Source organism: Lysobacterales bacterium, assembly GCA_014946745.1.
Lineage (GTDB): Bacteria > Pseudomonadota > Gammaproteobacteria > Xanthomonadales > Xanthomonadaceae > Aquimonas.
The window spans coordinates 890,270-916,275 of the sequence record JADCRD010000001.1 but is presented as its reverse complement, the minus strand read 5'-3'; the positions used below and the strand labels follow the sequence as shown (position 1 = coordinate 916,275).

Annotated in this window: 19 protein-coding genes; 7 read left to right on the top strand and 12 right to left on the bottom strand. The window is 68.1% G+C overall.

What is annotated here, in order from left to right:
- Positions 1–205: 205 nt before the first annotated feature.
- Both H4O13_03825 and pdeM read left to right on the top strand, forming a co-directional pair.
- Positions 206–2,797, top strand: a complete 2,592-nt coding sequence (locus H4O13_03825; GenBank protein ID MBE5314511.1) for a ligase-associated DNA damage response DEXH box helicase — start codon at positions 206–208, stop codon at positions 2,795–2,797.
- Positions 2,787–3,518, top strand: a complete 732-nt coding sequence (gene pdeM, locus H4O13_03820; protein ID MBE5314510.1) for a ligase-associated DNA damage response endonuclease PdeM — start codon at positions 2,787–2,789, stop codon at positions 3,516–3,518. Before H4O13_03825 ends, pdeM begins: the two co-directional genes overlap by 11 nt.
- 197 nt (positions 3,519–3,715) lie before the next feature.
- On the opposite strand, the gene H4O13_03815 is transcribed toward pdeM, so the two are convergent.
- The 4 genes from H4O13_03815 to purT all read right to left on the bottom strand — a co-directional run bounded on the left by H4O13_03815 (position 3,716) and on the right by purT (position 7,657).
- Positions 3,716–4,042: a hypothetical protein gene (locus tag H4O13_03815; GenBank protein MBE5314509.1), complete on the bottom strand. Its 327-nt coding sequence runs from the start codon at positions 4,040–4,042 to the stop codon at positions 3,716–3,718.
- Between the two features lie 70 nt (positions 4,043–4,112).
- Positions 4,113–5,048, bottom strand: coding sequence for an IS481 family transposase (locus tag H4O13_03810; GenBank protein MBE5314508.1), 936 nt, complete (start codon positions 5,046–5,048; stop codon positions 4,113–4,115).
- A gap of 105 nt (positions 5,049–5,153) precedes the next feature.
- Positions 5,154–5,960, bottom strand: coding sequence for a M48 family metallopeptidase (locus tag H4O13_03805; GenBank protein ID MBE5314507.1), 807 nt, complete (start codon positions 5,958–5,960; stop codon positions 5,154–5,156).
- 506 nt (positions 5,961–6,466) lie between these two features.
- On the bottom strand, positions 6,467–7,657 hold the full coding sequence (gene purT, locus H4O13_03800; GenBank protein ID MBE5314506.1) for a formate-dependent phosphoribosylglycinamide formyltransferase: 1,191 nt from the start codon (positions 7,655–7,657) through the stop codon (positions 6,467–6,469).
- A gap of 366 nt (positions 7,658–8,023) precedes the next feature.
- Between purT and H4O13_03795 the strand changes: the two genes are divergently transcribed.
- Positions 8,024–8,965, top strand: coding sequence for a hypothetical protein (locus H4O13_03795; GenBank protein MBE5314505.1), 942 nt, complete (start codon positions 8,024–8,026; stop codon positions 8,963–8,965).
- A 226-nt stretch (positions 8,966–9,191) separates the two neighbouring features.
- Here H4O13_03795 and H4O13_03790 read toward each other — a convergent pair whose 3' ends face one another.
- Positions 9,192–11,561 carry an Ig-like domain-containing protein gene (locus H4O13_03790; GenBank protein ID MBE5314504.1) on the bottom strand — a complete coding sequence of 790 codons (2,370 nt, stop codon included), beginning with the start codon at positions 11,559–11,561 and terminating at the stop codon, positions 9,192–9,194.
- Between the two features lie 358 nt (positions 11,562–11,919).
- Between H4O13_03790 and H4O13_03785 the strand changes: the two genes are divergently transcribed.
- Both H4O13_03785 and yeiP read left to right on the top strand, forming a co-directional pair.
- Positions 11,920–12,390 (top strand): putative toxin-antitoxin system toxin component, PIN family, encoded by a 471-nt coding sequence (locus H4O13_03785; GenBank protein MBE5314503.1) that lies wholly within the window; start codon positions 11,920–11,922, stop codon positions 12,388–12,390.
- A gap of 96 nt (positions 12,391–12,486) precedes the next feature.
- Positions 12,487–13,053, top strand: a complete 567-nt coding sequence (yeiP, locus tag H4O13_03780; protein ID MBE5314502.1) for an elongation factor P-like protein YeiP — start codon at positions 12,487–12,489, stop codon at positions 13,051–13,053.
- 281 nt (positions 13,054–13,334) lie between these two features.
- On the opposite strand, the gene H4O13_03775 is transcribed toward yeiP, so the two are convergent.
- The 7 genes from H4O13_03775 to H4O13_03745 all read right to left on the bottom strand — a co-directional run bounded on the left by H4O13_03775 (position 13,335) and on the right by H4O13_03745 (position 21,130).
- Positions 13,335–14,279, bottom strand: coding sequence for a tetratricopeptide repeat protein (locus tag H4O13_03775; GenBank protein ID MBE5314501.1), 945 nt, complete (start codon positions 14,277–14,279; stop codon positions 13,335–13,337).
- An 82-nt stretch (positions 14,280–14,361) separates the two neighbouring features.
- Positions 14,362–15,165, bottom strand: coding sequence for an ABC transporter permease subunit (locus H4O13_03770; GenBank protein MBE5314500.1), 804 nt, complete (start codon positions 15,163–15,165; stop codon positions 14,362–14,364).
- 763 nt (positions 15,166–15,928) lie between these two features.
- Positions 15,929–16,918, bottom strand: a complete 990-nt coding sequence (locus H4O13_03765; GenBank protein ID MBE5314499.1) for an ABC transporter permease subunit — start codon at positions 16,916–16,918, stop codon at positions 15,929–15,931.
- 436 nt (positions 16,919–17,354) lie between these two features.
- A complete protein-coding gene (gene potA, locus H4O13_03760) occupies positions 17,355–18,497 on the bottom strand; it encodes a polyamine ABC transporter ATP-binding protein (GenBank protein ID MBE5314498.1) in 1,143 nt (380 codons plus the stop codon).
- Between the two features lie 80 nt (positions 18,498–18,577).
- Positions 18,578–19,729 carry a polyamine ABC transporter substrate-binding protein gene (locus H4O13_03755; GenBank protein MBE5314497.1) on the bottom strand — a complete coding sequence of 384 codons (1,152 nt, stop codon included), beginning with the start codon at positions 19,727–19,729 and terminating at the stop codon, positions 18,578–18,580.
- Between the two features lie 295 nt (positions 19,730–20,024).
- Positions 20,025–20,369 (bottom strand): RidA family protein, encoded by a 345-nt coding sequence (locus H4O13_03750; GenBank protein MBE5314496.1) that lies wholly within the window; start codon positions 20,367–20,369, stop codon positions 20,025–20,027.
- Positions 20,370–20,566: 197 nt separating this feature from the next.
- Positions 20,567–21,130, bottom strand: coding sequence for a DUF924 family protein (locus H4O13_03745; protein MBE5314495.1), 564 nt, complete (start codon positions 21,128–21,130; stop codon positions 20,567–20,569).
- 291 nt (positions 21,131–21,421) lie between these two features.
- Between H4O13_03745 and H4O13_03740 the strand changes: the two genes are divergently transcribed.
- Both H4O13_03740 and parC read left to right on the top strand, forming a co-directional pair.
- Positions 21,422–23,578 carry a TonB-dependent receptor gene (locus H4O13_03740; protein MBE5314494.1) on the top strand — a complete coding sequence of 719 codons (2,157 nt, stop codon included), beginning with the start codon at positions 21,422–21,424 and terminating at the stop codon, positions 23,576–23,578.
- 157 nt (positions 23,579–23,735) lie between these two features.
- A complete protein-coding gene (parC, locus tag H4O13_03735) occupies positions 23,736–25,985 on the top strand; it encodes a DNA topoisomerase IV subunit A (GenBank protein MBE5314493.1) in 2,250 nt (749 codons plus the stop codon).
- The last annotated feature ends 21 nt before the right edge of the window (positions 25,986–26,006 follow it).

Sequence of the window (26,006 nt, the reverse complement as noted above, 5' to 3'; positions counted from 1 at the left end):
GGGTCTTGACCCACCGCAGCAGCACGCCCGCCCCGGTCTCCCGCCATCGCATAGGGTGGGTCTTGACCCACCGGAGCTCCACCCTCGCCACGGTCCAAACAAGCGCCCGCATGCTCGGTGCGCGATCGCTCGGCCGATGCCTGTGCAGCAGACGGAAGGATCGAAGCAACGGTGGGTCAAGACCCACCCTATGCGGGCTGCGTTGATGTCGCGCGCAAAGCTCAAATCCACGCGGCACAGCGCGCCCGACGCGCTCCCCTCGCACGCCGCGGAAGCGCGCCTCGAAGCCTTCTTCGAACAGCGCGGCTGGCAGGTGCAAGGGTTCCAGCGCGAACTCTGGCGCGCCTGGCAGGCGGGCGACTCCGGCCTGCTGCTGGCCCCCACCGGCAGCGGCAAGACGCTGGCCGTGTTCGGCGGCGCGCTGATCGAAGCGCTGCGCAATCCCCTGCCCAAGCCACGTCTGCGCTGGCTGTGGATCACCCCGCTGCGGGCGCTGGCCGCCGATACGCGCGAAGCGCTCGGCCATGCATCGAAAGGCGCTGGCCTCGACCTGCGCATCGAGCTGCGCACCGGCGACTCCGGCAGCGGCGCGCGCGCCCGCGCGCGCCGCGGCGACTGCGATGTGCTGATCACCACGCCAGAAAGCCTGGCCCTGCTGCTGAGCTACGCCGACACCGCCGACGTGCTTGCAGGTCTGTCCGCCGTCGTCGTCGACGAATGGCACGAGCTCTTGGGCAGCAAGCGCGGCGTGCTGCTGGAGCTTTGCCTCGCGCGCCTGCAGGCGCTGAATCCGACGCTGCGCCGCTGGGGCCTGTCGGCCACCCTCGGCAATGCCGACGAAGCCCTGCGCACGCTGTGCCCGCAGTCGCCCAACGCGCGGCTGCTCCAGGTCTCGGCGCAGGCGCTGAATCAGCCGCCTCCACAGATCGACACCGTGCTGCCGCGCGAGGGTCGACGCTTTCCCTTCGCCGGCCATCTGGGCCTGTCCCAGCTCGATCAAGTGCTGCCGCGGATCTTCGCCGCACGCTCCAGCCTGGTGTTCACCAACACCCGCGCCCAGGCTGAGCTGTGGCACCGCGCGCTGTCTGCGGTGTGGCTCGAAGACGAGGCCACGCTCGCGCTTCACCACGGCTCGCTCGACCTTTCAATTCGCGAACAGGTCGAGGAGGGCTTGCGCGCGCAGCGCCTGCGCTGCGTGGTCGCGACCTCAAGTCTGGACCTCGGTGTGGATTTTCCTGCGGTCGATCAGGTGATCCAGGTCGGCAGCCCCAAGGGCCTCGCCCGCCTGCTGCAGCGTGCAGGCCGCGCCGGCCACGCGCCGGGCCTGCAGTCGCGCCTGCTCTGCGTGCCCACGCACGGCCTGGAGCTGGTCGAGTTCGCCGCCGCGCGCCGCGCGCTTGAGCGCGGCGAACTCGAAGCACGGCGGCCGCTGAAGCACTGCCTCGACGTGCTGGCCCAGCATCTCGTCACCCTGGCCGCGGGCGGCGGCTTCGCGCCCGAGTCTGCGTTCGATGAAGTGCGTTCGACCGCAGCCTTCGCCGGCCTCGAACGCAGCGACTTCGAGGCCGTGCTCGACTTCATCGAGCGCGGCGGCAGCGCACTGCAGCAGTACCCCGAGTTCCGCCGCGTCGAACGCGACGAGGACGATCGGCGCGTGCTGCGCGAGCCGCGGCAGACCCTGCGCCATCGGCTGTCCATCGGCACCATCACCAGCGACGGCGCGCTGCGGGTGAAGTACCTCAGCGGCGGCGATCTCGGCGCGGTCGAGGAGAGCTTCATCGGCCGCTTGAACCCCGGCGAGGTCTTCCTGTTCGCCGGCAAGCTGCTGGAGCTGGTGCGGCTCAAGGACATGACCGCCTACGTGGGCGCGGCCAGCGGCGCGCGCGGCAGCGTGCCGCGCTGGATGGGCGGGCGCATGCCGCTGTCGACCCTGCTCGGCGCCGAGGTCCGCGCGCTGCTGGCCGATGGGGCGCACGCGAGTGCGGAGATGCAGGCCGCGCGGCCGATGCTGGCCCTGCAGTCGCGGCTGTCGGCCCTGCCGAAGCGCGATGCGCTGCTGGTCGAAGTGATCCCCGAGCGCGGCGGCCTGCTGCTGGCCCTGTACCCGTTCGCCGGGCGGCTGGTGCACGAAGGCCTGGCCGCGCTGCTGGCCGCGCGCTATGCGCAGCAGCGCGCCGCCAGCGTGCGCTTCGCCGCCAACGACTACGGCCTGCTGCTGGGCATCGCCCCGCGCGCCGATATCGAGGAGGCGCTGCTGCGCAGCCTGTTGTCGCCAGAGCAGCTCGAACGCGATGTGCGCGCCTCGCTCAATCTTGCAGAGCTGGCCAAGCGTCAGTTCCGCGACATCGCCCGCATCGCCGGCCTGCTGCCGCCCAACCAGCCCGGCCGCGCCGCGCGCTCGATGCGCCAGCTGCAGGCCTCCAGCAGCCTGATCTACGAGGTGCTGCGCCAGTTCGATCCCGGGCATCTGCTGCTCAGGCTCGCCGAGCGCGAAGTGCTGGACGGCGAACTCGCCCTGCCCCAGCTCGGCGCCCTGCTCGAACGCATCGCCGGTGAGCGCCTGCAGCTGTGCCGCCCCGACACGCTGACGCCGCTGTCGTTTCCGCTGTGGGCCGAGACACAGAAGGGCGCGCTCAGCAGCGAGGACTGGCGCACCCGCATCGAGCGCGCGGCGGATGCGCTCGAAGCGCGCGCCAACCGGCCTGCGCGCGGACCCAGCACCACGCGCCCCCAACGGACGGCGGCCGAGGCGTGCGCGGTGGATCTCTCCGAGGACGGCGGCACCCATGCGCCCTGAAGGAACAGAAAGCGGCGCGACGGAAGGCCGATCCGCTGGGCTGGCGCTGGGCGGCCTACGGCTTGAACTGCTGCCCGAGCGCGCGGTGTACGTACCCGCACTCAGCACCCTGCTGCTCGCCGACCTGCATCTCGGCAAGGGCGATGCCTTCCGCCGCGCCGGCATCGCCCTGCCCGCCGGCGGCACCGCCCAGGATCTCGAGCGGCTGTCCGCGCTGATCGAACATCACCAACCCGCGCACGTCATCGTGCTGGGCGATCTGATCCACGGCCCCTTGCCCGAGGACGCGCACTGGCGCCAGCAGTGGCGCGACTTCCTCGATCGCCATACTGGCCAGCGCTTCGCGGCCGTGCTCGGCAACCACGATCGTGCGCTGCGCGGTGCGGGCGATTTCGAGGGCGTGGAGCTGCTGCCGGAAGGCACCGCGTGCGGACCGCTGCGCCTGCACCATGATTCCCCCGAAGGCAACCTTGCAGAACCCAGCTCAACAGCGCCTTCGCTGGTGCTGTGCGGACACCTGCATCCCGTGCTGCGCCTGCGCCAGCCCGGCCTGCCGCCCCGCCTGCCTGCATTCTGGCTGCGCGATCAGCGCCTGATGCTGCCCGCCTTCAGCGCCTTCACCGGCGGCTTCGCGCTGCAGCCAACACCCGGCGATCGGCTGTGGCTGTGCGCAGGCGGATCCCTGCTGCCGCTGAACCCGCCGCGCCGAATCATGAGGTAGCGCCACCGGGTGGGCCCTGGCCCACCAAAGCCCTGACGCTTGCGACGCCCACGCACGGCGGGCCTGACCCACCACCGCCCCGACGCTTGCGACTACTGACTTGGGTGGGTCTTGAGCAACCCAAAGCAAAGCCTGGGTCAGGGTGTTCTGCCACATCATCCCCCTGCCGCTCCCGCGCGATCCGACTGATCGTCGCGTCAGGCCGAAGTGTGCACCGATCTCGCCCAAGGCAATGTATACGCACCGGTAGCGTAGGCGCGGCGGATGGCGGCGTTGCGGTTCTCGGCTTCCGCTTCCATCTGGCGCAACCAAGGCGCGAGGCGCTGGCGGCGGGGGACTTCGGGGGAGACAGGCTCGACTTCGTTCGCCACCTTCGCGACGAAATTCTCGTCGCCCAGAAAGCTCTGCGCTTGCACTTCAGGCTCGAAGGCTTGGCCGACGCCCTCCGCGACGAAGCGCGCGAAAGCCGAACGGGCCGAAGCCCGCTCGCTGCCGAACAGCGACAGGGTGCGATCGGCAGCCAAGCCAGGCAGAGGCTCAGCCTGCCCCATCACTGCCGGATAGCTGCCAGGTCCCGGACGATCACACACCTGCCTAGCGAAGAGTTCCGGAGGGGGGGGTGGATTGCCAGCGCTTCAGCGCCTGAATCGGAGTCTCGTGGTTCAGCGCCTTCTGCGGCAAGTGGTGGTTGTAGAGCCAGACGTAGCGGCCGAGGGTCTGCTCCAAGCCCTCGCCTGACTCGAAGCGGTTGGTGTTGAGCACATGCGAGATCCGGCCGTTGAAGCGCTCGACCATTCCGTTCGTCTGGGGGCTCTTCGGGCGCGTCAGGCGATGCTCGATGCCAAGTGCCGTGCAGAAGACGTCGAACTCATGGGTGCCGCTCTCTGCACGCTTGCTAACCCCGAACAGGCGGTCCGTGAACTCCTTTCCGTTGTCCGTCAGAACACAGCGAATCTTGAGCGGACAACGTGCATGCAGTGCCTTCAAGAAGCGCCGCGCTGAAGCCGCCGTCTTGTTCGCGCGGATCTCGGTGTAGACCCAGCGGGTCGCGCGATCGATGGCAACGAACAGGTAGCGGCGCTGCGTCTCGTCAGGCATCTGCGGCAGGTACTTGACGTCGATGTGCAGGTAGCCCGGCTCGTAGGCCTTGAAGGCCTTCGTGGGGCGCGCAGGCGCCTCTTCCAGCGGCAGGCGCGACACGCCGCGACGACGCAGCAGGCGATCCAGTGCGGAGCGGCTCATGCTCGCGTGGACGAACTCACGCACCACCGAAAGCAGGTCATCCAGCGACAGCCGGAGCGTCTTGCGCAACTCCACCACGAGTTCCTCTTGCCCGGCGTTCAACGTGGTCTGAAGCCGGTGAGCGGTGTGGCTGAAGTCGTCCTGTGTGGTCCGCTTGCGCCACTTGCGAATGGTCTGTCGGGTGACGCCAAAGCGCTCTGCCAGCTCGTAGTCGCTGCCCGTCGCCGCCTGGATCTCGCGGCGGATCGCAGGCGTTGTTCGGGCGTTCTTGTGCAGGCGGATGTTAATGCAATGCTCGGCGTGGAGAGGTCGGACAGAAGGCCAACCAGAACCTCGCGGCCGATCAGCAGTGCTGACCGACGATGCAGGATGTATTCGTCCGGGACCCTACACTTAGTCGCAGGCTGGGCGACGCTCCGCCCGCCGCGCCTGCTCGTACACATCACGTAAACCGGGGGCGAAATCGCTCAAGGCCCGGATCCGGCCTTCTGGATCCGGGTGCGTCGACAGAAACCGCGGTGGCCGGCCTTCGCTGCCGGTGGCGCTCTGCATGGCTTGCCAGAGTTCGACCGCGGCCTGCGGGTCGAAGCCGGCTTGGGCCATCAGACGCTGGCCGTACACGTCGGCTTCGGTTTCGTGCTTGCGCGAGAACGGCAGCAGCACGCCCACCTGGGCGCCGGCGCCGAGTGCGGCCACCATCAGGTTGACCTGCTCGGGTGAGGCGCTGCGGCCGGCGTAGGCGCCGGCGAGGGCCAGCCCCGTCTGCGCGAGCTGCTGCTGGCTGATGCGCTCGCCGGCATGGCGGTAGACCACGTGGGCAATTTCGTGGCCGAGCACGGCGGCCAGCTTGTCCGGGGTATCGGCGATGCGCAGCAGGCCGGTGTTGACGCCCACCTTGCCGCCCGGCAGGGCGAAGGCGTTCGGCTCGGCGATGGCGAAGGCTTGCGCTTCCCAGTCGAGGCGCTGCCACTCGGGCGGCAGTTCGCGCACCAGGGCGTCGACGATGCACTGCGCGTAGGCGCTACGTGCGGGCACAGTGCTGGTCTTGTCCTTGGCCTTCATCTGCTCGAAGGCGGTGATGCCCATCTGGTTGACCTGGGCATTGGACACCATCATCACCTGGCTGCGGCCATCGGGCGTGGTGGCGCAGGCGCTGAGCAGCAGGCACAGCGCGGCGGCGGCAAGGGCGCGCAGGGACATGGCAAGACTCCGGAAGTGGCCGCGGGGACGTAAGGGGAAGCGGACAGCGCGGAACTGTAGCGGCTTTGTGAGGATGCTCCAAGCGCGCGCGGCTTGGGGGCGTTGCGGGCCGCGGCGCGTCGTGTGCCTGAGGGGCGGTGGGTCGAGACCCACCCTATGGAAAAGCGTGCCAAGCGCGGGGCTTGGGGGTGTTGCGGGCCGCGGCGCATGGTGTGCCTGAGGGGCGGTGGGTCGAGACCCACCCTATGGGCGCGCTTGCCGAGCGCGTTGGGGTTTGGGCGCGTGGCGGGCCGGGCGAATCTTGTGCCTGAGGGGCGGTGGGTCGAGACCCACCCTATGGGCGTGCTTGCCGAGCGCGCTGGGTTTCGGGGCGTGGCGGGGTGGGCGAATCTTGTGCCAGAGGGGCGGTGGGTCGAGACCCAGCCTATGGGCGTGGTTGTCAAGCGCGCTGGTTTTTGGGGCGTGGCGGGCCGGGGCGCACCGCTCCCGCACGACCGCGCCCGACGCTAGACGAGGCGAACCGTCAGCGCCCCAGCCACTTCTCGGGCCCGCGCGCGGGCGGTTTCGACATCGCTACCCCGCGCCAGCGCGACGGCCACTCGGCGCTTGCCCGCCACGCGCGGTTTGCCGAACAGGCGCAGGCCGGTCTGCGGCTGCGCGAGTGCATCTTCGAGGCCGCTGAACTCGGGCACGCCGTAGCCTTCGGCCAGCAGGGCGACCGAGGCCGAAGGGCCGAGTGCATCGATGCAAGGGATGGGCAAGCCAAGGATGGCGCGCGCGTGCAGGGCGAACTCGCTCTGCTCCTGCGAGATGAGTGTGACAAGGCCGGTGTCGTGCGGGCGCGGTGAGACCTCCGAGAACCACACTTGATCGCCGCGCACGAACAGTTCAACGCCGAACAGACCCCAGCCGCCGAGCGCATCGGTGATCGCGCGTGCGATGTCCTCAGAGCGTGCCAGTGCGACCGCGGACATCGGCTGCGGCTGCCAGCTCTCGCGGTAGTCGCCGTCGATCTGCAGATGACCGATCGGCGCGCAGAAGCTCGTGCCATCGCGATGGCGGACGGTCAGCAGGGTGATCTCGTACTCGAAGTCGATGAAACCTTCGACGATGCAGCGGCCCGCGCCGGCGCGGCCACCTTCCTGCGCATAGGCCCAGGCGGGGCCGAGGTCAGACGCGTTGCGCAGGGTGCTCTGGCCCTTGCCCGAGGACGACATCAGCGGCTTGACCACGCAGGGTAGACCGATCGCGGCGACGGCCTCGCGGAACTCGGCCTCGCTATCGACGAAGCGATACGGCGAGGTCGGCAGGCCGAGCTCTTCCGCGGCGAGGCGACGGATGCCTTCGCGGTCCATGGTCAAGCGTGCGGCGCGCGCGGTGGGGATCACCCGCAGGCCTTCGGCTTCCAGTTCGACGAGGGTCTGGGTGTGGATCGCCTCGATTTCGGGCACCACCAGATGCGGCTGCTCCTTCGCGATCAGGGCGCGCAGCGCGAGCGGATCGAGCATGTCGAGCACGTGGCTGCGATGCGCCACCTGCATGGCCGGGGCGTCGGCGTAGCGGTCGGCGGCGATCACTTCCACGCCGAGCCGCTGCAGCTCGATGACGACCTCCTTACCCAGTTCTCCCGAGCCCAGCAGCAGCACGCGGTTGGCGCCGGGCGACAGGGGGGTACCAAGGCGAATGGCAGCGGGCATGGGGCGACTCCGATCAAAGTGAGGGCGGCGCACAGTGTAGCCGCCGACCCTCTGGCACACTTTCGCGCCATGACTACGGACGGTCCTCTCTCAAGAAGCAGACGCCTCGCCGGGGCACATGCCGTCGTTGCTCTGCCAAGGCCTGCTGTGTGCGGGAACGAGCCTGCTCGCGACCCGCAGGCGGGATGCCGGGCGCAGGCTGCGGTCGCCTGCAAGCAGGCTCCTACAAAGAGCGTGCGGGCACGAGCGAGGGTTTCTCCGAGAACACCTGAACTGCGACGCGGGGCTGAGTCGCTCTCAGACTCTCTGCCGCTGCCTCTGCCGCAGTCTCGGCCTCTGCCTCTGCCGCAGGCACGGCGAGCGGCCGTGCGTCGGCACGGGCCGCGCGCGCTGATGCTGGCCGTGGCGGCGCTCTGCCCCTGCCTGTCGAAGGCGCTCGACACGCCGGCAGGCATTGCAGCGCAGGCCCAGGACACGCCCCGCATTGCGGGGCTGGTGCGGGACGCACGCCTGGGCGAGATCAGCGGCATCGCCGCCTCGCGCCGCCATGCCGAGGTGCTGTGGGTTCACAACGACAGCGGCTACGCTGCGCAGGTGCATGCGATCGACACGCGCGGCCGCCATCGCGCGACGCTGCAGATCGAAGGCGTGGCGGGCCGCGACTTCGAGGACATGGCGGCCTTCGAGCTGGACGGGACGGCCTACCTGCTGATCGCCGACACCGGCGACAACGGCGGCCTGCGCGGCGACGTCGAACTGGTGGTGATTGCCGAACCCGAGCGCGTCGTCGACGCACAGCTGAAGCCCGCCTGGGTGCAGCGGCTGCGCTGGCCCGACGGCCCGCGCGATGTGGAGGCGGTGGCGGTGGATGCGCAGGCGCGCGAAGTGCTGCTGATCTCGAAGAAGCGCACGCCGCCCGAACTGTTCGTGCTGCCGCTGGGCCCGAACACTGCCCTGCAGACGGCGCAACGCATCGGCACGCTCAGCGGCATCGAGCCGCCCAGCGCGCTGGAGCTGAGCGGCAACCCGCGCTTTGGCCGCTATCGCGCGCAGATCACAGGCGCGGACCTTTCCACAGACGGGCTGCGACTGGCGGTACTCAACTATCGGCGCGCCTATCTCTACACGCGCAGTGCGAACGAGGGCTGGGGCTCGGCCGTGGCGCGTGCGCCGCTGCCGATCGCCTTCGGCTGGCTGGCGCAGGCGGAGGCAATCGCCTTCGCAGCTGACGGGCGCAGCCTTTGGATCACCAGCGAGCGCCCGCCGGCGCCCCTGCTCGCGATTCCGACCCACGGCCCGGCGGAGTAGGACACACCGGATCCGGTCGATCCTGGACGTGATCCGTGTTGACTTGAGGCAACACGGATCAAGCCCATCGTGGATGCGATACGTAGCCGCGTGTCCGGCGCGGGTGCGGACTCGCTTCCGCCGGATCAAGCGCTGACGTGCGTGATCCGCGAGCGCGCCCGCCATGGCGCGGCAAGGCTGAACGCTTCAGCCTTGCCTCAAGGGCGAACTGCGGCGGGTGCGCCGGCTACGGTGCCTCGAAGCCGTTCGCGAACAGGGCATCGCCGAAGCTGGGCTCGGGGTTCCAGCCCTGCCCGCCGGCATAGGCCCGGAACACCAGCGCGCGCGTCGCAAACTCGGCGGCGACTTCCTGGGCGCTCAATGGGAAGCCCGTCTGCCGCAGCGAGAGATCGATCGGCGCGCCCGCCAGCGTGGCGCTGCCGAACTCGCGCCAGCCGCTGGTGGCCGTTGGCACCGCGGGGTTGGGCGAGGGCTGGCCGTTGATGCCCGCGCCCGCCCAGCCGATGCTGGCGATGTGCGGCCCCATCCGGTTGTTCACGAACACCACGTTGTCGAAATAGCTCGGGCTGCCGCCGCTGCGCGCGAGATAGCTGGCGCCATCTGGGGGCACGGAGGCCTGCGGGCCGGGGCCGGGGCCGCGCGTCAGCACGCTGTTCAGGAACACGAAGCCCTTGTCGCTGGCCTCGACCGTGCGCGCCTGCAGCACATAGCCGCCGTTGCTGGCATTGGTGGTGTCACCCACGCTGCGGATCTCGGACTCCTCGAACAGGCTGACCTTGTTGCCACCCCAGATGAAGTCGACGTTGCCCTCGACCAGACAGCGGTAGAACCAGGCGTAGCCCTTCAGCTGCAGGGTGTCCTGCTCGCTGTAGAACGCTGCCCGCTCGGCCACCAGTCGATGGCTGCCATCGCTGCTGTTGAAGTACAGGGTTTCGGCCTGGCTCGGTGCGGCCGAGCGCAGGGTGGTGTTGCGCAGGCTGAGCTGTTCGATGCGCAGCCCGTCGGCGTTCTCGATCAGCCACACCGCGCGCCCGCCGTTGGCCGGTCCCGCGCCGGGAGGACGGCTGGTGCCGGAGCCCGGGTTGCGCGCCTCCGAGTTGCGGTAGTGGATGCGCACGCCGTCGCGGCTGTCACCGCGCAGGCTCAGGTTGGACTTGCCGCGCAGGTAGAGCAGCTCTTCGTAGTCACCCTCGGCGATCTCGATACGCACCGGCTCTGCGCCCGGAAAACTCGCCGACGCATGGTCGATGGCGCGCTGCACGGTGCGGAAGTCGGCCGGGCCGTCATCGTCAACGCGCAGCACCGCGGCAGCAGCCGGCAGCGCGCCGGTGGTGAAGCGCCAGCCCGCGGAGCGGCCGATGCCGTCGAAGGCCGTGCCGTTCAAGCTGGTGCCCTTGAACACGCCGTTGTCGACGACCACGTAGTACTCGGTGTTCGGCGCCAGCGCGTGACTGTGGGGGAACAGGGTGACGCGGCTGCCGTCCACCCGCAGCGCGCTGCGGTTGACCACGCGCACGCGGTCCTGCCCCGGAAAGCCGAGCGCATCGACATCGCCGCTGAGCGGCAAGGTATCGACCAGCGCGTCATCGCTCCAGCGGTGGATGCGGATGCTGCCGCCGCTGCCGAGCGCGGGCGCGCTGTCGAACTGCAGACGCAGCCGCGTGTCGACGTGTACCCCGGCGCTCAGCGCCGCCGGCTGAACCACGCCGGTCAGGTTGTAGACCGTGGTCGATTCCGCCAGCACGGTCGCCTGCAGCACGCGAGTCACGCTGGGATCGGAGCCGCTGCTGAAGGTGATGCTGGCGGTGCCCGCACTGAGCGGCGACAGGCTCACCTGGCTGCCGCTCACGCCCACGCTGACCACCGCGGGCGCGCTGGAGACCACACCGAAGGTGTCGGCGCCGCCGCTGGCGTTCAACGCGGTGACGTTGACCACGTAGGCGGGCGAGCCGGCCTGCGCGGTCCAGCTCAGCGCCGGCGGATCCAGCGCGACCGACGCCTGACCGGGCGCCGGACAGGTGGCGGTCGCGGTGCTGCCGGCATCGACGCGGAAGTTGTCGAGGCTGACCGTCGCGCCGCTCTCGGTGCGCAGGTAGAGGAAGGACGTGGGGGTGCCGACGCTGGAGGTCACCGAAACCACGCTGCGCGCGGCGATGCCCGAGGCCGGCAGGTTGAGCAGGCGCGAAGCCTGGCCGAAGGGCGAATTGGCGGCACCCGTGGTGTTGTTGTCGACGTACAGCTGCAGATTGCCAACGCCCGAGGCCTGCAGCACGCAGAACGACACGGTGTAGGTCTGCGACAGATTGAAGATGCCCGGCGGCGAGGTGGTCGTGGTGCTGACCACCGTCGGCTGGGTGTTGCCGATGGTGAAGCGCGCACCGACGAAGCTGAGCGCGCCGTCGACGATCTGGATGGCGCTGGCGCCGCCCAGGGCGTGGTACATGGGCGTGCTTGGCGCCCCGGGCAAAGCGCGGTAGGCGGCCGTGCGGAAGGTCGCTGTAGTCGCGCTGTCGAAGTCTTCGGCGAAGGGCAGTGTCTGCTGCGCCTGGGCCGTGACCGCGCCCAGCCCCAGCGCCCCCGCAGCGATCAAGCGCATCCACCGCGAACAGAACTGCCTTGCCATAGCGACTCGCCTCCTGTGGGTTGGGTGCCTTCGGCGCGCCACCGGTGTCAGCAAGAGATCAGCGCGTCGCTCCGCCCAGTGCGCCAGGCAGCGCCCGCGGGCCGCCCGGCCCAGACGAGCCCAAACGATTGATTTCTCTCTTCCCCAACCCCCATGCCGCCTCAGCAGTCGGCTCTCCGCCTGCTGCACCGGCAGGCTCGACCAGCATGCCACCGGTGTCAATTTGCAGCGCAGCACGGCGCCGTGCGCACGCCCGCGAGCGGCAGCCTCAGGGCTCCGCGATGCCGCGGCAGCGCCGCACGGACTGCGAGCAATGCCAGACTGCCGCCCCATGCCCACCCCTGCCCCGCCCCCTCGCCTCGTGCTCGACACCAACGTCTGGCTGGACCTGCTGGTCTTCGCCGACCCGCGCTGCAGCGCGCTTGGCGCCGCCATTGCGGAGGCCCGCGTAGAGCTGCTGATCGACGCCGACTGTCACGCCGAATGGGCGCGCGTGCTCACCTATCCGACGCTTCAGCTCGACGCTACGCAACGGGATCAGCTGTGCCTGCGACAGCGGGCGCTCTGCCGCTGGCAGCCGGCGCCGAGTGCGCCCATGCCTCCGCTGCCGCGCTGCCGCGATCCGGATGACCAGAAGTTTCTGCAGCTGGCGCTGCGCGGCGGTGCGCAGCAGCTGCTGAGCCGCGATCAGGCGCTGCTGGAGCTGGATCGCCGGCTTCGCAGGCACGGGCTGTTCGGCGTGCAGACGCCGGAAGCCTTCGCATTGGACGCGACTGCCTGTCCCGCGGCTGCAGACGCCTGATTCGCCAGCCGCGGCACCACGGCGGCGGCGCTCGGCTTGGGCACTGGGCCGCAATCGGCGAGAATGCGCGCCCTCTCACCTCTCGGAACGCGCGTCATGAAGGCCAATGAAGTCAAGAAGGGCAACGTCGTAGAACACAACGGCACGGTCTACCAGGTGCGCGACATCGAGCGCAGCGCCCCCACCGCCCGCGGCGGCAACGTCACCTTCCGCTTCACCCTGTACAGCATTCCCGGCGGCGCCAAGTACGACCTCAGCCTGCGCGCCGACGACGACCTGAAGGAGCTGGACCTCGTGCGTCGCCAGGCCACCTTCTCGTACAAGGACGGCGAGGCCTTCGTCTTCCTCGACAGCGAGGACTACACCAGCTACCAGCTCGACGCCGACGTCGTCGGCGAGGCCGCGGGCTACATCACCGACGGCCTGGAGAACTGCTACGTCGCGGTCATCGACGACCAGCCCGTGGCCCTGCAGCTGCCGCCGAGCGTGGTGCTGGAGGTGGTGGAGACCGCCCCCGAAATGAAGGGCGCCACCGCCACCAAGCGCCCCAAGCCGGCCAAGCTCTCGACCGGCATCGAGATCCAGGTGCCGGAGTACATCACCAACGGCGAGCGCATCCTGGTCAGCACCAGCACGGGTGAGTTCGCTGGGCGGGCGGATTGACCGAACCTTGGGTGCCGAGCATCGAACGTTCTCGACTCGGCTCTCGAGCCCGCCCGACGGAGCTCGGCCGCTACTCGCTCGCGTGCAGCTGCGTCTCCTCCTAGTGCCCAAGCCTTGCGGCCGAACCCAAACCCGAGGATGCATTCAGGACTCGACATCGTAGTGGCGCTTCGCTTTGATCGCGAGACCGACGACTTGCCCGCGAAAGTCATCGCAAGCGCGACGGCCCAACAAGCCACGACCAAAAACTGCGTCCTCGACGGATCGGTGTACCTGCGCCGCTATCGCACTTGGTCTCTGCTCTGAGCCTCCTGCATTCTGGCCCATTCTTCGAAGTTCGGAGCATCAATCGTGTTGAGCTGCGCGCCAATCCGCGAAGCTTCCTGAAACGCAGCGCGCGAAGCATCGCGGTCCACAGCAAGCAGCTGGCGGGCTATCTCAAGATGCAAGGAGAACTCGTCGTGGGCAAGCTCGGGGGCGCTCCAGCGCTTCCTAGCTTCGCGCACCATGGCCAAGGCCTCGTCGAGACGATTCCGAGCGCTCAACCAGTACCAATAGCTGGCAGCCTCTCCCAGATCGTCAGGCTTTAGCGCTTTGGCACGCAAGAGCACGGCCTCGGCTGCGTCGAGGTTAGCCGCGCGCTCGTGAAGTTCGATGGCCCGCGCCTTCGCCGTGGGCCAGGCTTTCGGGTCGTCCAAGTGGCCTTCGAGCACCGACTCGTACAGCGGCAACGCCTCGGCATCGCGACCAAGCTTTGCGAGCACGGCCGCCCGATTCAACGGCAGCCAAGGGTTGTCGGTTCCGATCGCTTCCGCGCGATCCAGCTGCTGCAAAGCCTCGTCGAGGCGATTCTGACGCTCGAAAACGTAGCCTCTCAGCACAAAAATGCCTGGGAACTCCGGATCAAGCGCCTCGGCCCGCTCCAAAGACCGCAGTGCGGCGGGGTAGTTCTGCGAGTTCATCAGGTACCAGCGCGCCATTTCGACGTGTGCCGGCGCGAAGTCAGGCGCGTCAATCAACAGCTCAGTTAGGCGTTCATGGGCGGCGTCGAGCATCTCCCTGTCACCATGCCAACGATCAAGGAAATCAACGGCTTCTGCATAACTCTGCAGAGTCTGCTCGGATGCCGCCTGTAGCGAGAAGGACGCGCTCAGACCCAGCGCACAGCAAGTCGCCAAAGCCAAGGCGTGCAAGCGATCGAAAGAGATTCGGTTTGAATTCGACATGGTTGGGTCTCAATGACCAGAACGAAGAGAGGAAATGCCAGTTCGAGGACTGATGTGAGTGCGGCGAGTTGAAGTCAGCACTTTACTCCCGTCGTTCGCCCCGATGCATCAACCAGCCCGCGATCACGATCGCAGTAGTCACGAACAGGATGATCAGGGTGGCGAGTGCATTGATCTCGGGCGTGATGCCGAACTTGACCTTGGAATAGACCACCATCGGCAGGGTGCTGCTGCCGGGGCCGGAGACGAAGCTGGCGACCACGAGGTCATCCACTGACAGGGTGAAGGCGAGCAGCCAGCCGGCAATCAGCGCCGGAAAGATCTGTGGCAGGGTGATCAGGAAGAACACCTTCCACGGCCGCGCACCGAGATCCATGGCGGCCTCTTCGAGGCTTTCGTCCATCTGCGCCAAGCGCGACTGCACCACTACGGTGACGTAGGCCGTGCAGAAGGTGATGTGGGCAATGGCGATGGTGGTGAAGCCGCGCTGCGCCGGCCAGCCGGTGAGCTGCTGGAGGAACACGAACAGCAGCAGGGCCGAAAGCCCCAGCATCACCTCGGGCATGACCAGAGGGGCGGAGGTCATGATCGAAAGCAGCGGTCGCGCGCGAAAGCGCCCCAGCCGCGTGAGCGCGGTGCCAGCGAAGGTCCCGATGACCACGGCCAGCGTCGCCGCGGTGGCGGCGATCAGCAGGCTGCGCCAGGCGGCCTGCAGGATCTGCTCGTTCTGCAGCAGGCGGCCGTACCACTCGGTGGAAAAGCCGCCCCAGACGGTCACCAGCCGCGAGCTGTTGAAGCTGTAGGCGATCACCGAAACGATGGGCAGGTACAGAAACGCGTAGCCGAAGGCCATCGCGGTGAACAGCAGGAAGGGTTTGCGGTTCATGCCTTGCGCGCTTCGCGCGGGTCTTGCCGCTTGGGCGGCAAGACGGGATTGGGGATTCGGGATTGGGGATTGCCGAAGGTCGACAACGCTCCGCTCATGCATAGGGTGGGTCTTGACCCACCGTGGCGGTGCACCTGCCGCTGACGCGGCAAGGCGGGATTGGGGATTCGGGATTCGGGATTGCCGAGGGTCGACAACGCTCCGCTCATGCATAGGGTGGGTCTTGACCCACCGTGACGGTCAATCCGCCCCGAGATGCGGGTATCCAATCGTTCGCGGCAACCGCGGCCCACGCGAGCTCCAGAAACGAGCAAACGAGCTACTGAGACGCAAGCGTCGAGCCTCGGTGGGTCAAGACCCACCCTATGACCAGCCGCACTGAGGCAAGCGTCGAGCTCCGGTGGGTCAAGACCCACCCTATGGCCAGCCACACCGAGGCAAGCGTCGAGCCCCGGTGGGTCAAGACCCACCCTATGACCAGCCGCACTGAGGCAAGCGTCGAGCTCCGGTGGGTCAAGACCCACCCTATGACCAGCCACACCGATGCAAGCGTCGAGCTCCGGCGGGTCAAGACCCACCCTATGACCAGCCGCACTGAGGCAAGCGTCGAGCTCCGGTGGGTCAAGACCCACCCTATGGCCAGCCACACCGAGGCAAGCGTCGAGCTCCGGTGGGTCAAGACCCACCCTATGGCCGCAAAGCGAGAGCTCGACGCAAGCCGAGGCTTCGCGAATCCCGAATCCCCAATCCCCAATCCCCGCTCTCACCCCTTCGCCTCCTTCTCGGCGCGCCGGTTCTGCACGTGCTCGAACAGCAGCACCGGGATGACGATCAGCATCAGCATGGCCATGGCCACCGACGAGGCCACCGGCCAATTGCGGTTGTGGAAGAACTCGGTCCACAGCACCTTGCCGATCATCAGCGCGTCCGAGCCGCCCAGTAGATCAGGAATCACGAACTCGCCGACCGCCGGGATGAACACCAGCAGGCAGCCGGCAATCACGCCCGGCATCGACAGCGGGAAGGTGATGCGCCAGAACGCCTGCATGGGGCGGCAGCCCAAATCGGACGCGGCCTCCAGCAGCCGGCGGTCGAGCTTCATCAGGTTGGCCGCCAGCGGCAGCACCATGAAGGGCAGATAGGAATAGACGATCCCGACGTAGACCGCGAAGTCGGTGTTGAGCAGGCGCAGCGGCTCGTCGATCAGGCCCAGCCACTGCAGGGCCTGGTTGATCAGGCCGTTGTTGCGCAGAAGGCCGATCCAGGCATAGATGCGGATGAGAAAACTGGTCCAGAACGGCAGGATCACCAGCATCAGCAGCACCATGCGCCAGCGCGGCGTGGCCCGGGCGATGCCGTAGGCCATCGGATACCCGACCACCAGCGCGATCAGGGTCGAGATCGCGGCGATCTTCAGCGAATTGAGATAGGCCGCGAGATACAGCGAGTCTTCGAACAGCTGCAGGTAGTTGCCGAGATTCAGAGTGAGCTGGAGCCGCCAGTCCTCACCCCAGCTCAGCAAATCGCCGTAGGGCGGTCGCGCCCCCGGCAGCGGGTCGGTGAGGCTGATCTTGGCGAGGATCAGGAAGGGCACCAGGAAGAACACGCCCAGCCACAGCATGGGCACGCCGGCCACGAAGATCCGCCCGCGCCGCTGTCGCAGCTCGCGGCCGAGCAGGCCGATGCGCTGATAGACGCCGAGAAAGACCTGGTACCACAGGCTCAGCCAGTTGAAGCCGCCGCCACTGCTCATGCCGAGCCCTCCGACCTGAGGCGCGGATCGGCTGGGCTTGGGCACAGCGCCTTCGCAGCGCTCCGGTTTTGGAAAGGAAAGAGTGCGGAGGAACGAGGGACGAGTGGCGGGACGATGGGAGTGAGTGCAGAGAAGTGAGAAGTGAGAGAGGCGCCGTCTGCGCCTGGCCCTACCCCTTCGAAGCCTGCACAGGGTGGGTCTTGACCCACCCGCAGACCTCCGTGGCGTGGGTCTTGACCCACCCGCAGACCTCCGTGGCGTGGGTCTTGACCCACCCGCAGACATCCATAGGGTGGGTCTTGACCCACCATGGCCTGCACACCGCCCCACACCCAAGCCGCCCAAATCTCGCCGGACATGAGGCTTGCGCTCGCCTCACGCGCAAGCCAACCAGCGCGATGGACACCCGAACGAGCCGCCATGGCAGTCCTCATGCTCAATTGGTCAACACCACGCCATCATCCGGGTCCCAGCTCAGATACAGCTCGTCGTCCCAGCTGTAGTGCGGGCGCTCGTAGCGGGCCTCGTGGGTGATCTGCACGCGCACGACCTGGCCGTGCTCGGTGGCGACGTGGTAGATCGATACGTCGCCGAGATAGGCGATCTCCACCACCCGCCCGCGCGCCCAGTTGCGGCGGTCGGACGGCGGCGCATCGTGCACGCTGATCTTCTCCGGCCGCACCGCCACCGCCACCGGCGTGCCTATCGGCAGCGGATCGGAATGCCACATCAGGAACTCGCCGCCCAGCTTCTCGCAGGCAAATTCCAGTTCCTCATCGCGCTGCGCCGAGACGCGGCCTTCGAAAATGTTCACCGCGCCAATGAACTCGGCCACCAGCCGATTCGCCGGAAACTCGTAGAGCTGGGCGGGCGTGGCCACCTGCACGATGCGCCCGGCGTCCATCACGGCGACGCGCGAGGACATGGTCATGGCCTCCTCCTGGTCGTGGGTGACGGTGATGAAGGTGACGCCCACGCGCTCCTGGATGCCGACCAGCTCGAACTGGGTATGCTCACGCAGCTTGCGGTCTAGCGCGCCCAAGGGCTCGTCGAGCAAGAGCAGCTTCGGCTGTTTGGCCAGCGCACGCGCGAGCGCGACGCGCTGGCGCTGTCCGCCGGAAAGCTGATCCGGCTTGCGGCGCCCGAAATCCTGCAGCTTGACCAGCTCCAGCATGCTGGCCACGCGATCGCGGATCTCGCCTTTGGACAGGCGATCTTGCTGCAGGCCGAAGGCGATGTTCTGCTCCACGCTCATGTGCGGGAACAGCGCATAGCTCTGGAACATCATGTTGACCGGCCGCTCGTAGGGCGGCAGGTCGGTGATGTCGCGATCGCCCAGCAGGATGCGCCCGCGGTCGGCGGTCTCCAGCCCGGCGAGGATGCGCAGCAGGGTCGACTTGCCGCAGCCCGAGCCGCCGAGCAGCGAGAAGAACTCGCCCTGATAGACGTTCAGACTGACGTCGTCGACCGCATACGTCTTGCCGAAGGTCTTGGTAACACCCTCGATGCGCAGGAACGGCTGCGCATCCGGCTGCTGCCAGGGTTCGATCGGGGCCTGCTTGCGTCCGGGCTGGGCCATTGCGGGCTCGGTCTCTCGTAGGAAAGAAAGGCGGCTCGCCGCCAGGGGCGAGCCGCTGCTTCAGAGCGCCAAGCGCGGGCTCAGCGCCCCGACTTGATCTGCGTCCAGGCGCGCACGCGCGCCTGCTGGGCGTCATCCGGCAAGCGCTTCGGATCGACCAGCTTGGCCATCACTTCGTCCGATGGATAGATGCCCGGGTCGTTGCGCACGGCCTCATCCAGCAGGGGCTTGGAGGCCGTGTTGGGATTGGCGTAGGCGACGTAGTTGGAGATGCCGGCGATGACTTCGGGCTCCAGCACGTAGTTGATGAAAGCATGGGCGCTGTCGACATGGGGCGCGTCGGTGGGAATCGCCATGACGTCGAACCAGCGCACCGCACCCTCTTTCGGAATGACGTACTGGATTTCGAGCCCGGTGCCGGCTTCCTCGGCGCGCGCCGCCGCTTGGGCGACATCGCCCGAGTAGCCCACAGCGATGCAGGTTTCGCCGGTGGCGAGGTCGTTGATGTACTGCGAATTATTGAAGCTGCGGATATGCGGGCGGATGCCAGCGAACACCTGCTGCACGGTCTCGATCTCGTCGCCGTCGGTGCGGTTGGGGTCGCGGCCCTTCCAGATGAGCGCGGCCGAAAAGGCCTCCTGCTCGTCGTCGAGGACACTGATGCCGCAGCCGGCCAGCTTCTCGGCGTTGGCCGGGTCGAACAGCAGGCTCCAGGAATCCAGCGCCACGTCAGGGCCCAGGGCCTCGCGCACCTTGGCGACATTGATGCCGAGCCCCGTGGTGCCCCACATGTAGGGCACGAGGTGCTTGTTCTCGGGGTCGGCGTCGGTCATGCCGGCAAGCAGCTGCGGATCGAGGTTGCCGTAGTTCGTCAGCAGCGCGCGGTCGATGGGCTGGTACAGCCCGGCGCTGACGTGACGCTCGGCGAAGGGGCGCAGCGAGGGAAAAACCAGGTCGTAGCCGGAGCCGCCGGCCATCAGCTTGGCTTCCAAGACCTCGTTCTCGCTGTAGACGTCATAGACCACCTTGATGCCGGTGCGCTGCTCGAACTTGGCGATGGTGTCTTCGGCGACGTAGTCCGACCAGTTGTAGATGTGCAGCACCTTGGACGGAGCGGGCGCTACAGGCGTGGCCGCCGGCGTTGCTGCGGTGTCGGAAGACGGCTGGCCGCCGCCGCAGGCGGTGAGGGCGAACGCGATCGAAGCGGCCAGCAGGCCGACGGGCAGGCGCATGGGGAATCTCCGCAGGGGTGGGACAGGAGCCCCGCATGTTCGGCAGCCATGGCGGGGGTGTCAACGCGTTCGCGGAAGCGGCGCATTCATGGCCACGAAGACCGGGGCAAGCGTTTGGCGCAGGTGGGCCGGGGCCCACCCAGTGGGCGGCGTGGTTCAAGGCGAGAGCCGCATGCCGAGGCAACCGCTCAGGAGCAGGGCGAGTGTGGGGTGCAGGGTGAACCAGGGCCCACCCTATGCATGGCGCCCACCCGACGCAGCTTGCGAGTTTCGATGCTTGAGGGCCGTCGCGGCCTCAGACGGCCGCGGTGACGACGATCTCGACCTTCCACTTCGGATTGGCCAGCGCCGCCTGCACGGTGGCCCGGGCCGGCGTGTGGCCGGGCACCACCCACTGCTCCCAAACCGCGTTCATGGCAGCGAAGTCAGCGAGGTCGACCAGGAAGATCTGTGCGCGCAGGAGCTTCGACCTGTCGCTGCCCGCACGCGCGAGAAGAGCGTCGATCTGCGCCAGCACCTCGCGGGTCTGGCCGCTGATGTCGAGGCTGTCGTCCTCCGCCACCTGCCCGGCCAGATAGGCCACGCCGTTGTGGACAGTCATTTCGGACATGCGCGGACCGGTGTCGAAGCGCTGGATCACGGTGAACTCCCGAAGCTGGACTGAAGGCTCCGCAGGCTTGCAGAGCGGCCCGCGACGGGCAAGCGCCAAATCGCCATGCCTCCGCACATAGGGTGGGCCCAGGCTCACCAGGTGCTCCACCGACCTCCAGGCGCCAAGCTCGCGCCAGGCCAACCGCTCGCGCAACCGCTGGCATGCGGTATCGGCGCTGAAGCGTCTCAGCCCGCGAAGCCACCGGCCTCCAGAAACGCCTGCTCCTCGCGCGTGGTCTCGCGGCCGAACAGCGGGTTGCGATGCGGAAAGCGGCCGAAGCGACGGATGATGTCGCGGTGCTCGATCGCGTGCGGCAGCGAGGGCCCACCCAGCGCCTCGAACAGGGCGACGCAGCGCTCCTGCAGCGCGAGATGCTCGGCGTGCATGAGGGCCATGGAGCAGAAAGGACGCAAGCTAGCCTCGATCTTCTGGTCCAGACCCGCGTCGATCGCAGCGAGGGCGAAGTGAAGCGCCAGCGGATCGGTGGCGAAGGCGTGGGCGGTCCCGCGATAGAGGTTGCGCGGCACCTGGTCGAGCAGGATCTGCAGGGCCAGCGCGCCCTCGGCCTCGGCATTCCACGCATCCAGCCGGCGCTCGGCGGCCAGCAGATGCGCTTCGTGGAAACGCGCGCCCAGCGCCCGGTCGAAGTTGAGGTCCTTGGCGAACCAGCGCTGAGGCCCGGCCTCGCGCCAGAACCCCACCACGGCAGCGGGCGTAGGCCCGGCTTCAGGCGCCTTGCGCTTGTTCATGTGCTTCGATGTCCGGGCCTGAGGGCCGGACAGCTTGGACGCGCGAGCCGCCGGCGTCGAGCACGCAGTGCGCGAGTCCTGCCCCGGGCCTCGACCTGTGGAGGATCGGCCGCTCCGCGGTAGCGCCCTGCGCGGAGAGACAGAGAACGTCCTCAGACCCCCGCGCTCGCTTCAGCTCTGATCGGATCAGACCCACCGCAAGCCGCGACCCAGTTGCAAGGTCAATTGCAAATCGTTCGCGTTTATCTTCATACTTTCGGGCGAACTTCTCCCGATCCGAGTCGATACCCGATGCTTTCCGTTTCCCGCCCCCATCCCCTCAGCCTGGCGCTCGGACTGATTCTCGCCGGCGCAAGCGGCTCCAGCCGCGCTGACGCCAGTGCCGACGCGGATGCCACTGAAGCCAAGCGCACCCTCGCCACCATCCAGGTCGTCGAGAAAAACCTCAGCGGCGAGCCCGCAGAAGGCAGCTCGACCGTGATTGACCAGAGCGTGCTGGTCTCCGGCCGCGCGCTGACGGTCAACGAGGCTCTGCGCAAAGTGCCCGGCGTGACCGTGCGCGATGAGGAGGGCTTCGGCCTGCGCCCCAACATCGGCATCCGCGGCAGCAACCCGACGCGCTCGACCAAGGTGCTGCTGCTGGAGGACGGCCTGCCGGCGATGTATGCCCCCTACGGCGACAACGCCAGCTACTACCACGCGCCGATCCAGCGCTATGACCGCATCGAAGTGCTGAAGGGCGCGGGCCTGCTGCGCTTCGGCCCGCAGACCATTACGGGCGCCATCAACTACATCACCCCCGATCCGCCGCAGGACCCGGCCGGCCACGTGCAGATCGCCACGGGAACCCGCGGCTACGCGGCCACGCACGCCAGCGTCGGCGGCAAGGGTTTTCTGTTCGATCTCGGCCACAAGCAGGGCGATGGCGCCCGCGACAACACGGCCCTGGAGCAGAGCGACCTGTTCGCAAAGTACAGCCGCGAAATCGGCGACAGCCACGCGCTGACGGTGCGTGCCAACTACCTGCGCGAGGAGTCGCAGGTGGGCTATTCCGGCATCACCGACGCCGAGTACGCGAGTTTCGGCGCCGAGTACTACCCCTTTCTGGACGACCTGTTCGACATCGAGCACCGCGCGCTGTCGCTGAGCCATGCGTTCTCGCCCTCCGAGGGCAGCCAGCTGCTCAGCTCGGTCTACTTCAGCAGCTTCGACCGCGACTGGTGGCGACAGTCCAGCACCACTTCGGACACCCAGTGCGGCACCGCCTTTCGCGACGCGCGCTACCGCGGTGAACGCGTCGATCCGCGCGCCTGCAACTCCGCCCAGGGCCGCGTGCGCAGCTACGACACCTGGGGCTTCGACACGCGCTTCAGCCTGCCGCGCTCGCTGATCGGCACCACCGGCAGCACCGAGTTCGGACTGCGCTGGCACGAGGAAGAGCAGGACCGCCTGCAGATCAATGGCACTGCGCCCGCCGCACGCAGCGGCACGCTGGCGGAGAGCAACTTCCGCACCACCGCGGCGCTGTCGGGCTTCCTCACCAGCACCTTCGATTTCGGCGCCCTGCAGTTGACCCCCAGCCTGCGCCGCGAAGACATCGACTTCAGCCGCCTCAACCGCCTCCCCGGTGGCACCTTGGGTGAAGACAGCGTGCGCGAGACCCTGTGGGGCCTCGGCCTCAACTACGAGCTGTCCAGCGGCACAAGCCTGTACGCGTCCGCGCACGAGGGCTTCGCGCCGCCGCGCGTGGAGGACCTGATCGCCGGCAACGGCACCAGCACCGAGGTCGACGCTGAGAGCAGCACCAATCTCGAACTCGGCCTGCGCAGCCGCCTGGGCCAGATCGATCTGGAAGCCACGGCCTTCCACAGCGATTTCGACAACCAGATCGCGGTGGGTTCGATCGCCGGCGGCAGCACGCCGCTGGCCCAGGGCGAGACCGAATACGCTGGCCTCGAACTTGCGGTCGGCCTGAACCGCCAGGCCCTGCAGAGCCGCGGCGGCGAGTTCTACGCCAACGCAGCCCTGACCTGGCTGGGCACGGCCGAGCAGTCGAGCGTGCTGCTTCGCGTCGACAACGGCCAAGCGGCCAACGGCAGCGTCGCCGGCAATCGCCTGCCCTACGCCCCCGAGTTCACCTTCACCGGTCGGGTCGGCTACGCCCGCGGCCCCTGGGACCTCAACGTCGAGCTGCAGCACGTCGGCCGCCAGTGGGCCGACTTCGCCAACACCCGCAGCCCGCGCGTGAACGGCGATGGCCAGTTCGGCCAGATCGACAGCTATGCGGTGTGGAGCGCCACCCTCAACTACGAGCCCGAGATCTACGGCTGGAGCGGCTTCCTCGCAGTCAAGAACCTGACCGGCGAGGAGTACATCGTCGACCGCACCCGCGGCATCCTGTTCGGCAACCCTCGCCAGGTGGTGGTGGGCGCGCGCTACGCCTGGTAAGCGGCCTTACCAACGTGCACCCTCAGCGGCCGCGCCCGGCAAGGCGCGGCCGCTGTCGTTTGTGCGCGCGGTTCCAGCACGACGGCCACGCGCGGGCGGCGCAAGCCCAAGCTGCTAGCATTCGCGCCCTGCTGACGCTGCCCAAGACGCGAACCCGATGTCCGACCTGACCCGCCAGAGCTTCCACGGTTTCGAGCAGATCCCCCTGCACGAGTACGCCGAGCGCGCCTACCTCGATTACTCGATGTACGTGGTGCTGGACCGCGCCCTGCCCTTCCTCGGCGACGGCCTGAAGCCGGTGCAGCGGCGGATCATCTACGCCATGAGCGAGCTCGGCCTGAACGCCGCGGCCAAGCCGAAGAAGTCGGCGCGCACCGTCGGTGACGTGATCGGCAAGTTTCACCCGCACGGCGACTCGGCCTGCTACGAGGCGCTGGTGCTGATGGCCCAGCCCTTCTCCTACCGCTACCCGCTGATCGAGGGCCAGGGCAACTTCGGCTCGACCGACGACCCCAAATCGTTCGCAGCGATGCGCTACACCGAGTCCAAGCTGACCCCGATCGCCGAAGTGCTGCTGGGCGAGCTGGGCCAGGGCACGGTCGACTGGTCGCCGAACTTCGACGGCACCCTGGAAGAGCCCAGCTGGATGCCGGCGCGCCTGCCGCACCTGCTGCTGAACGGCACCACGGGTATTGCGGTCGGCATGGCGACGGACATCCCGCCACACAACCTGAATGAAGTCGTCAGCGCCTGCGTGCGTCTCTTGGACGACCCGGACGCCACCATCGCCGACCTCTGCGAGCACGTGCGCGGTCCGGACTACCCGACTGCGGCCGAGATCATCACCCCGGCGGCCGATCTCAAGAAGATCTACGAGACCGGCGGCGGCAGCGTGCGTGCGCGCTCGGCCTACACCCGCGAGCAGAACAACATCGTCATCACCGCCCTGCCCTACCAGGTCAGCCCCGGCAAGGTGATGGAGCAGATCGCCCAGCAGATGCGCGCCAAGAAGCTGCCGTGGCTGGAGGACATCCGCGACGAGAGCGACCACCAGAACCCGATCCGCATCGTGCTGGTGCCGCGCTCCAATCGCGTCGATGCCGAGCAGCTGATGGGGCATCTGTTCGCCACCACCGATCTGGAAAAGAGCTACCGCGTCAACTTCAACGTCATCGGGCTCGATGGCAAGCCGCAGGTGAAGAACCTGAAGGCCTTCCTGCGCGACTGGCTGGCCTTCCGCCAGACCACCGTGGTGCGCCGCCTGAATCATCGCCTCGACAAGGTCGAGCGTCGTCTGCACCTGCTGGAAGGCCTGCTGATCGCCTTCCTCAACCTCGATGAAGTGATCCGCATCATCCGCAGCGAGGACGAGCCCAAGCCCGTGCTGATGGCGCGCTTCGGCCTGACCGAAGTGCAGGCCGAGTACATCCTCGACACCAAGCTGAAGCAGCTGGCCCGGCTGGAGGAAATGAAGATCCGCGGCGAGCAGTCCGAGCTCGCCAAGGAGCGCGAGAAGATCCAGAGCATCCTCGCTTCGCCGGCCAAGCTGAAGAAGCTGATCAAGGACGAGCTGGTCGCCGACGCCAAGAAGTTCGGCGACGCCCGCCGCTCGCCGCTGGTCGAGCGCGGCGCCGCGCAGGCGATCTCCGAGGCTGAACTGGTCAGCAGCGAGCCGGTCACGATCGTGGTCTCCGAGAAGGGCTGGGTGCGCTCAGCCAAGGGCCATGAAGTCGACCCGGCCGGGCTGTCCTACCGCGAGGGCGATCGCCTGCTGGTGGCCGTTCGCGGCCGCAGCACCCAGCAGGCGGCCTTCCTGGATGCGACCGGCCGCAGCTACTCGACAGGCGCGCACACCCTGCCCTCCGCACGCGGCAACGGCGAACCGCTGACCGGCCGCTTCACCCCGGCCAGCGGCGTCGGCTTCGTCACCGCCGCCATCGGCGAGAACGAGCAGCGCTTCCTGCTCGCCAGCTCCTTCGGCTACGGCTTTGTCACCCGCTTCGAAAACTTCACCGGCCGCAACAAGGCGGGCAAAGCCCTGCTGAATCTGGACGAGGGTGCCGAAGTGCTGACCCCCGTCGCGGTCGCCGATCCGGCGCAGGACTGGCTGGTGGCGATCTCCTCAGCAGGACAGCTGCTGGCCTTCCCGATCGCCGAGCTGCCCGAGCTCGATCGCGGCAAGGGCAACAAGATCCTGCAGATTCCGCCGGCCAAGCTGAAATCCGGCGAGGAGCGGGTGATCGCTTTGACCACCGTTCGCCAGGGCGGCGAGCTGGTGCTGCACTGCGGCCAGCGCAAGCTGACGGTGAGCTGGCGCGACCTGCAGGCTTACGCCGGCGCCCGCGCCACCCGCGGCAACCCCCTGCCGCGCGGCTTCCAGCGCGTGGATCGGGTCGAACCCGCGTAAGTGCTGGCGCGTACTCGGGAA